The organism is Cryobacterium cheniae (genome assembly GCF_004403395.1).
In the GTDB taxonomy this organism is placed as follows: Bacteria; Actinomycetota; Actinomycetes; order Actinomycetales; family Microbacteriaceae; genus Cryobacterium; species Cryobacterium cheniae.
On sequence record NZ_SOGN01000067.1, the window covers coordinates 1 to 8,185 of the forward strand.

Here is an 8,185-nt window from a genome sequence, read left to right on the forward strand (position 1 = left end):
CGCCCACGGCGTCGTAGGTTCAGCTGGCCCAACACGGTGGATCAGGGGGTAACTGTTCTCGTCCACTCGCCCGTACGCGTCGCGCTTCATCACACGGACCTGATCACGCGGACTCATCCGGCGCGTCAAAGCCCAGGCTGTCCACGCTTCAGTGGACACGCCCGACACGCCGGACACAATTCCGGGTGCATTCTGGAGTACGTGCGCTATGCTCTGGGACATAGAGAAACCTCCCGTGAGGGCTGTTGATCTGGATTAGCTCCAACCTCGTCGCCGGCAAGCAGAAGAGGGTTTGAGCTACGAAACTTGCAGAGCCCGTCGCGAAAGCGACGGGCTCTTTCGTTTAAGCGGCTGGGATAAGCAACTCCTCTTTGGGGTCGCGAATGAGGTCGAGGACAGGCAGTTGGCCCTGGTCCGCGAGAGTTAGGCGCAACAACGCTTCCAGGTAGATACCGGTGGAAACGCCACTTGCGGCTGCGGCTTGATTGACTTCCGCGCGGATCGCGGGGTCGACTCGTGTTTGGAACAACACCGTGGGGGTGTGGTCCCGACGAATCCTGCTTCCCTTTGCTACGGCCATGGAAACGATCTTGTCGTTAAACCCATTCAAGAGTGCGCGACGCGCGGGAGCGGCTTGATTAAAGTCTTGACTGTCCGAGGAATTCGCCAAGAGCGACATAGAGCTCCGTGACGCGTTCCGGGATGACTGTGTAGCGCACCCACTGGCCGCTTCTGGCTTCGCTTCGCGGGGGAGTGGACTCGATGAGTCCGGCAGTCTCAAGGGCAGCCAGGTGGTTTGACGCCGTCGGCGGGGCGATGCTGAGCGCTGTTGCGACATCGGCGCGGGTGCATGGCCCGTTTTCGCGGATGTGCTTGAGGATTGCCACTCGAGCTCGATTTCCAAATGCGTCGATCGCGGCCTCCACGAGTTCATCGTGAGGGGGACGCACGTAGCGGGGCATCCTGCCATTCTGCCCGACCTCCGCCCTCTTCCATCGTTGACTCCGTCACCCCTAATCATTATATGATTAGCTTATGACGAAGTCGAGCACCACGCTGGCCCGATGCTCTTGCTCAAAGGGGGAGTGGTCAGCCCAGAACGAACTCGAGGACCTGCCCGAAGTCGCGGGTGACGAGGTCCCGCCGCGCGGTGAACTTCGTCCCCTGAGGCCGGCGCACGACCCCATCAGGGGCATCGTCCTCGATATAGCCCATACCCCGGAGATCGATCAGGGCCGCATGCACCGCGGGCCGACTCATGGTGTCGCCGATGACGTCGAACAACTCGGCGTAGCTGAGTGGCTTCCGGAGCAGGGCGCGGAGCACCAGGACACGGGAGGGCGCGGAAAACAGTTCCTGGAACAATGCCACCCGGTCAGGGGCATGTTTCATCATCAGATTGTCGTCACGGGCCATGCGTTCAATTCTGGCGTGGATCACCCCTCTCGCACGTGCGCCACGACCGCACTCGAGTTAATGCAAACGCATCTATTTACCTGTGCAAGCTGCAACGATCCGCAGATGTCGGTGGCCGACGTTACGTTCGAAGATCCGTGCGATCGGGCCATTCGACCCACGCCCCCCAGTGATTCAGGCACGTATAACCGGACGCACAGACGGAACACACCCCCCGTTCAGGAGGGTGCAAGAGAAAAAAGACGAGAGACTAGTCGAGGCCTCGGGGGGTTCCCTAATTCCCTGTGCCAGTTAGTGGAAATTCGAGAGGACATACCGCCCATGAGTGACACCGGTCGCACCGCCCCCAGCGAGGTCTTTGGAGCGGCTGACCGCGCCGGGGACTACATCGAGGAAGACACCCTCCACACGATCCCCGCGCCCCCACTACGCAAGGCCAACAGCACCGCGTCCGCTCGCCGCCCAGTCCTCGAAGCACCAGCCTCCGCGCCCGCCCCGGGGGAGGCCCCTGCGATGCAGGAAGCCCCGTCGGTGCCGTCCGCGACGCTCACCGACCTAGCCAGCACCTCTGTCCTTTTTGGCGGCTCGGCCGCTGGCCTCGCGTCCGCGTCGAGCCCCCCGACCAAGGCCACCACGGGGTTCCGTGGTGCTCTGGCTAGCCTGGGACTGCCGGTCGGACCGGGCGCAGCCGAGCTGGGGGAGCGGCGCTGTAAGGAACTGCGGACTACGCACGAGACGACAGTGCGGCAGGCGACCTGGACGCGTGCGGTCTCGGTCCTGGTGAACAACCCCAAGGGCGGAACAGGCAAGACTCCCACCGCCCTGCTCCTCGGGGGAGTGCTGGCCGCGATCCGCGGCGGATCGGTCGCGATCCTCGAAGTCTCCGACGACCCCGGCGCCCTGAACTTCCGCGCCGAAGGCAACCCCCTCCTCGGCCTCGGCGAACTCGTCCGCGACGTCGACCACGTCCACACCGCCGGCCGCCTCGCCGGCTACACCGCCCCGCAAACATCCTTCGCATCCGTGATCGGATCCACCGGCCGCCGCGACCGCCTCACCGGCGAATCCGTCGTCGCCGTCTCCAACGTCATCGACGACTTCTACTCCATCCGCGTCATGGACTCCGGCAACGTCCCCACCTCCTCCGCATTCCGCGGCGCCGTGTCCGTCTCCGACGTCCTCGTAATCCCCGTGATGAACGCCGGCGACTCCGTCCTCGAAGCCATCCAACTCCTCGAAGAGCTCCGGGCAGAGGGCGGGCCCTCCGCGGAGCTTGCCAACCGGGCCATCGCCATCCGCCTCACCGACGGCCGCCCCGAGAACAACGCCGTGCGCCAAGAAGTCGAGCGGCTCCTGAGCCAGGCCGGCGTGTCTGCCCTGCACGAGATCCCTTACGACGCCCACATTGCCGAACGCGGACAACTCACCCTGAGCCGCCTCAACCCTGCAACCCGGGACGCGTTCGTGGCAGCCGCCGCCAGCGTGGTCCGGTCCCTGCAAACCGCGGTCTCCGCCGCACCCACACAGAACCGGAAGGCCTAACCCCCATGCACGACCTCCTGCTCCACGCGGCGATCGAGAACCCCCTCGACGGGATCCTGCCCGACTTCTCCTTNCGAATTCACCGCCCTCTGGCAAAAACTCATCGCCGCCCTCTGGGCCATCGGCATCCTCGTCGCCATCGGATTCCTCATCTTCGGAATCGTCGCCATGGCCGGCGCCTCCGGAGACACCAACCCCAACCCACAAGCACACGCCCAAGGACGCCGGAAAGCCGTCTGGGCCGGCATCTCCCTCGCCGCCCTCGCCGGCCTCGCCATCATCGTCGGCGCCGTCCTCTCCTTCGCCGGCTAACCCACACCCCCAACGCGCACCCCAAGGAGTCCCACCATGCGAATGGTCACAGCATCCGGCCGTAGCCGCTGGCCGATCATCATCGGGGCCACCGTCCTCGTCGTCGCCATCAGCGGAGGTATCGCCTACACCGCCACCCGCCCCACCCCAACACCAGGCGCCGCACCCAGCACCGCCACGGCCACCCCCACACCGACGCCCACAAGCACCGCTGGTGCCGGGGGTATTGGAGACGACGTCGCACCCACCGGGTGCCTCGGTGGCCAAGACCGAAACGTCAACATGGTCCTCGCTGCTCAAGCCGACGCCAAACACACGACCTACGGGGCCGTGGAAACAGCAACGGCGTTCTACCGTTTCATCTGGCAGTACCCCTACCCCTCCGCCGAAGACGCAAACACAATCACCAACGAGGTCATGACGGCAAACACGCCGGCTTCGTATGCCGACCTAGCTGGCACCTACGCCTCGACGGACGACCTCACCACCGGAGACGTTGAGCCCGGAACACCATTCCACCTGTCGACCACGAAACGATCTACCAGGCCCTGTACTGGCCGGGAAACAGCGGGTTGACCAGGAAATTGACACCCCATCTCCGCACGGGCCGGCCACTGCGCAAGCGTCGACGACGCCCCGAAGTACGTGCCCCACGATTCATCGCACCGGCGACCTTGATCGACCACCGCCCCCAGGTCGTGAACGACAGGTCGCGGTTCGGAGACTGGGAAGGAGACCTCATCATCGGCACGCGCACCCGTTCGGCGATCGGCACCCTGGTCGACCGCAAGAGCGGCTACGCCGTCCTCCTCCACCTCCCCGGCGGGCACACTGCAGCTGAAGTCAACGCATCGCTCATCACCGCGATGTCTGCACTACCGCAGGAACTCCGGCGAACTTTGACCTGGGACCAGGGCGCCGAAATGGCCAGCCACGACAAGATCGCATCCCTCTTCACCGACGGCGTGTTCTTCGCTCACGCCGGCAAGCCCTGGCAACGCGGCTCCAACGAGAACATGAACGGACTGCTGCGACAGTACTTCCCTAAGCACACCAACCTCGCCATACACAGCGCCGACGACCTCGCTGTAGTCGCCGCCAAGATCAACAACAGACCCCGGAAACGCCTCGGTTGGACAACACCAGCCGAGCTCCTCGTCCACGAACTAAAATCCAGCTAAACAAGCAGTGTTGCGATGACCGCTGGAATTCGCCCTTCGTAGTAGACCGAACGGGGACCATAATCCCAGCCATCAGCCTTGAGCTGTTTGCGGATCTTCACCAGCTCATTCACGACCACCTGCCCATAGCGCCGGGCCGGGACCTTCGGGGCGCGGGAGCGTGGGTGCAGCGCAGCAGCCGCTTCGTGGGCAGCTCGCCCGCGGATCTTGTAGAACACGCTGCGCGATATCTTCAGCGAGCGGCAGAACCCGGTGATCGACAGCGCGTGCGGCTGGGTCGGGTCGTAGTTCATGATTGTGGCACGCGTCTGTGGCGAAAGAGAATTGCTCATCCTCAGGACTATCACTGGCGTGAGTTTCCCGATGCTGTGAGACATCGTGTCCACGATGTCATGAGATCGAGCGTTCACGATGCGTTGAGACAGGACACACGAAGCCATGAGACCCAGCGTCCGCGATGTGGTGAGATCTAGTGTCCACGATGTCACGAGATAACACACCAGGTGCCTGGACTAGCGCTACCAACTCGGGCTACTCGCCACTACGGAAGTCCGCTGTCGGGCGGACTGCAAAACAGCTGTATTTGGAAAAGTCTGTTTTCGAGGAATTCAACCCGAACTAAATATCCGGCCGAAGAATCGCTCTACAACCAGAGCGGCGCGAGATAGCCGAGCACCACTGCACCAATCCATAACGAGCCGACGACAATGGCCACGACCTTCCAGCGCGCGATGAGCAGCATGCCACTGATGGCCCCGACGCTAGTTCCGGCCCCGGTCATTAGAAATGCAAGTGCCGCTCCTGGTCCCATACCACCGTTCATTAGCGAAGCGACTAGAGGCAGCGAGCCGTCACTATTGAGGTAGATCGGGATTCCGAGCGTGGCAGCTATCGGCGCCGACCAAAACGAGTCTGCGCCGAGGTAGGTCGTCAGAAGCTGTGTCGGAATGATTTCAATGAGCAAGTACCCGAGGGTGGCGAACGCGAGGAAGAAGCCAGTTAGGCGACGCCCATTGACGACCAGCGCCTGCCGGAATTCCCGGGCCTTGGACTGTACAGCAGTCGGCTCGCAGCTGTCACCGCAGCCGGACGACGCCGGAACTGCGGTGGCAATGGGCGTGCAGCACGATGTAACAGTTGGCTCGAGCAAGCCCAAATCGGTTCGAGCATTAGGGCTGCCCTCAACGGCGACCGCTAATGGGGAGCTTGCTTTATCCCTAAGGCGACTGGTCTGTGCGTGATCCACGCCTTCTGGCGTTCGAACGCGCGCCTGCCCCACTAGAACGCCGGTCCGCTCAATAACGGAAGTCAATGCGCCCGCGATGAGGCCAATGACGATAGCAGCGATGAAGAACGTCGTGGCGAATGAGCCTCCGAATAGCCCAACTGACATCAAGTATTCGGACGGGCTAGTCAATGGAGACGCCACCATGAAAGCAACCACCGGGGCCCACGGCACCGATGAGGCCAAGGCACCAAGCACGACCGCAGTAGTCCCGCAGGAACAGAACGGTGTCAACGCTCCGAGAGACACCGCCCCGACCACAGCCAGCCATGTCCTGGCACGCAACCAGCGGGCGAGCCGATCGTTACCAACAAACACTTGGATTGCTGAGGCGACCACGACACTTGCCAGAAGGTACGGCCAGTTTCCCACTACCGTGTTCCAGACATCGATTCCGACGCGCGAGAAGATTTCTATCAAACCGGACATGTTCTCTTTCTTTCAAATAGGAGTGGCAGGACAGCACGCGGTGCCGCTCGGAGATAGTGGCGTACCGCGCATCGAAGCAAGGCGGGTCAAAACATTGGAGAACGATGGGCTCGCCGCTGCGAAAAGATTTGGCTGGCCCAGCTGATGATTTCGGCACGGTTGCTTGGGCGTCCCATTGTGAGCTGGCTCAGCTGCGGCCCCTCCGTCTCGATTACTGCCAAGTCATGTCGCGCAAGGACGCCTGCCAATACTTCGATGTTTATCGAAACATGACTTTGATGATTATCGTACTATGCTTTAGAAGCCATCCCGACAGCTCGGCGACCTAGATTGGCTCAGGCCCAATGACCACGGCATCCCTTACTACGCCGACATCAGGCGTAAACTCAGCTCGGAGATTGCGGCCCGCGCTCGACTTGTCAGACGTCCCGATCGCCACCGCCACCGACGACGCGGCCGAATCATTAGCCACGATGTTTAAGGCCTTAGCCGACCCGGCTCGGGTAAAAATTATGACGATGCTGCTCAACGCTGAAGAGATCTGCGCGTGCGACGTAGCCACTGGTATCGGCAAGACCGCAGCTACTGCCAGCCATCACCTCAAGCTGCTACGTGACGTTGGCCTAGTGACGTGTGACAAGCGGGGTACTTGGGTCTATTACCGGGCGGTGCCCGCGCGCCTCACCGCCATCGGGGACGCGCTCAGGCCGACGCACTGACCATTCGAGATTCAACCTTCGCTGGGTGGGGCTGAATCTCGCTGTTTCAAACCGAATCTCTAATGCGCTCAAAATCACCGCCTGCATCTTTCGAAGGACCTGACTGTGATCGAGCCATTGGCGCAATCCTCACTCGAACTCCCTCTTGGATAGCTGGGCACCTTCTCCTTCCATTCGGATGGTGTGTGCTTGCTATCGATATAAGCGGTTCGTGCTATCGAAGGACGATCCGTTTCGCCAGGGCATCGAGGGCGCCTGGGACGACCCTGTAGTCGGCCCAGGTTCCGCGTTTCTTGCGAGCGAGGATGCCGGCGTCGACCAGCACCTTGAGGTGATGGCTGACGGTCGGTTGACCGAGGCCGAGCGGCTCGATCAGGTCACAGTTGCAGACCTCGGCGCCGGTCTGCGCGGCGATGATCGATATCAGCCGCAGCCGGGCCGGGTCGGCAATCGCCTTGAGAGACCGCGCCAAGTTCACTGCCGCATCAGCGGTGAGGGATGTCGGCACCGGCGCACTAAGCGCCGGATCGGACACGCCACGAACGGGAAGCAGATTCGCTGTCGGCATCCGATTATCCTTCCACAAGTCGACAGCGATCGATGCGCCGCCGGGATGCTCACCGCATGGCGGTCGATCTACGAAGGGTTCTGAAGATAGGGTGCCGCAGTTCCGGGCCGGTCTACGCGGCGGCGCAGCAGGTCACATCCGGCGCCGCGAAGCGCGTCCGCTCGCGCAGCCGCGCTACGGCTCGGATAACGCTGCGGAACTTATCTGTCACCGCCACGCCCGGCAATGTTCCACGCTCCTCGATGGCCAGGCGCTGTCGCAGCCGCTGCTCAAGCTCACACTCCTGCTGGCGGTACACAATCATGAACAGGTCAGGATGCATCGGTGCCTCTTCTCGTGGACATCGACGACTGTCGATGTATTGCTCGAGTATACATCGACGTAAGTCGATATTGTCAAGCCGTCGTCCCTCCGGTTTCAACAGAAACGCCCCGGCGCGGCTCGCGAGCGAACTCACTGAACCGCTGAGTATGGATCTCCCGTGCGACCCCGCGGAGGGGCGGCCCTCGGTGACGTCCCTGTGAGTGGTGTGGTTTCCGGCTTCTGAGTGTTGCTACGTCAACGTGAAGAGCCACCGTGGGATGGTCAGTGAGTACCGACTAAAGCAACTCACAAAGGACACCACACGATGGCTCTAGTTGTTGTTCCCATACAGGTTGTGAGCGTGGCGTGAGCTAAAAAGGTGAGGACCTCCGGTATCGATTGGGTTACCACACTCAACACGATGCAACGG

General features: G+C 62.2%; 11 protein-coding genes and 1 pseudogene. 5 read left to right on the forward strand and 7 right to left on the reverse strand.

Annotated features, from left to right (window positions below; all coding sequences use genetic code 11):
- Positions 1–343: 343 nt before the first annotated feature.
- The 3 genes from E3T23_RS15335 to E3T23_RS14345 all read right to left on the reverse strand — a co-directional run bounded on the left by E3T23_RS15335 (position 344) and on the right by E3T23_RS14345 (position 1,416).
- The gene (locus E3T23_RS15335) at positions 344–679 is read right to left on the reverse strand and encodes a hypothetical protein (protein WP_166806311.1); all 336 of its coding nucleotides are present in this window, start codon (positions 677–679) and stop codon (positions 344–346) included.
- The gene (locus tag E3T23_RS16060) at positions 639–962 is read right to left on the reverse strand and encodes an ArsR/SmtB family transcription factor (RefSeq protein ID WP_104170610.1); all 324 of its coding nucleotides are present in this window, start codon (positions 960–962) and stop codon (positions 639–641) included. Before E3T23_RS16060 ends, E3T23_RS15335 begins: the two co-directional genes overlap by 41 nt.
- A gap of 127 nt (positions 963–1,089) precedes the next feature.
- Positions 1,090–1,416, reverse strand: a complete 327-nt coding sequence (locus E3T23_RS14345) for a helix-turn-helix domain-containing protein (protein WP_134371220.1) — start codon at positions 1,414–1,416, stop codon at positions 1,090–1,092.
- A gap of 321 nt (positions 1,417–1,737) precedes the next feature.
- Here E3T23_RS14345 and E3T23_RS14350 point away from each other — a divergent pair, with 321 nt between their 5' ends.
- From E3T23_RS14350 to E3T23_RS14365, 4 genes are all read left to right on the forward strand, one after another.
- Entirely contained in the window at positions 1,738–2,958 is a 1,221-nt protein-coding gene (locus E3T23_RS14350) for a nucleotide-binding protein (RefSeq protein WP_134371221.1), read from the forward strand.
- A gap of 138 nt (positions 2,959–3,096) precedes the next feature.
- A complete protein-coding gene (locus tag E3T23_RS14355) occupies positions 3,097–3,270 on the forward strand; it encodes a hypothetical protein (RefSeq protein WP_420898332.1) in 174 nt (57 codons plus the stop codon).
- Positions 3,271–3,306: 36 nt separating this feature from the next.
- On the forward strand, positions 3,307–3,846 hold the full coding sequence (locus tag E3T23_RS14360; protein WP_134371222.1) for a hypothetical protein: 540 nt from the start codon (positions 3,307–3,309) through the stop codon (positions 3,844–3,846).
- Positions 3,843–4,451: an IS30 family transposase gene (locus E3T23_RS14365; RefSeq protein WP_241977985.1), complete on the forward strand. Its 609-nt coding sequence runs from the start codon at positions 3,843–3,845 to the stop codon at positions 4,449–4,451. Before E3T23_RS14360 ends, E3T23_RS14365 begins: the two co-directional genes overlap by 4 nt.
- 2 nt (positions 4,452–4,453) lie before the next feature.
- On the opposite strand, the pseudogene E3T23_RS14370 reads toward E3T23_RS14365, so the two are convergent.
- Positions 4,454–4,783 (reverse strand): annotated as a pseudogene (locus E3T23_RS14370) (IS481-like element ISAar27 family transposase); the annotation flags it as partial.
- Positions 4,784–5,094: 311 nt separating this feature from the next.
- Positions 5,095–6,165 carry a permease gene (locus tag E3T23_RS14375; RefSeq protein WP_134371225.1) on the reverse strand — a complete coding sequence of 357 codons (1,071 nt, stop codon included), beginning with the start codon at positions 6,163–6,165 and terminating at the stop codon, positions 5,095–5,097.
- A 344-nt stretch (positions 6,166–6,509) separates the two neighbouring features.
- On the opposite strand from E3T23_RS14375, the gene E3T23_RS14380 reads away from it, so the two are divergent.
- Complete coding sequence (locus E3T23_RS14380) at positions 6,510–6,884, forward strand: ArsR/SmtB family transcription factor (RefSeq protein ID WP_134371226.1); 375 nt, start codon at positions 6,510–6,512, stop codon at positions 6,882–6,884.
- A gap of 214 nt (positions 6,885–7,098) precedes the next feature.
- Here E3T23_RS14380 and E3T23_RS14385 read toward each other — a convergent pair whose 3' ends face one another.
- Together E3T23_RS14385 and E3T23_RS14390 are read right to left on the reverse strand one after the other, a co-directional pair.
- Positions 7,099–7,452 carry an ArsR/SmtB family transcription factor gene (locus E3T23_RS14385; protein WP_134371227.1) on the reverse strand — a complete coding sequence of 118 codons (354 nt, stop codon included), beginning with the start codon at positions 7,450–7,452 and terminating at the stop codon, positions 7,099–7,101.
- A 112-nt stretch (positions 7,453–7,564) separates the two neighbouring features.
- Positions 7,565–7,774 (reverse strand): hypothetical protein, encoded by a 210-nt coding sequence (locus tag E3T23_RS14390; protein ID WP_134371228.1) that lies wholly within the window; start codon positions 7,772–7,774, stop codon positions 7,565–7,567.
- Between the last annotated feature and the right edge of the window lie 411 nt (positions 7,775–8,185).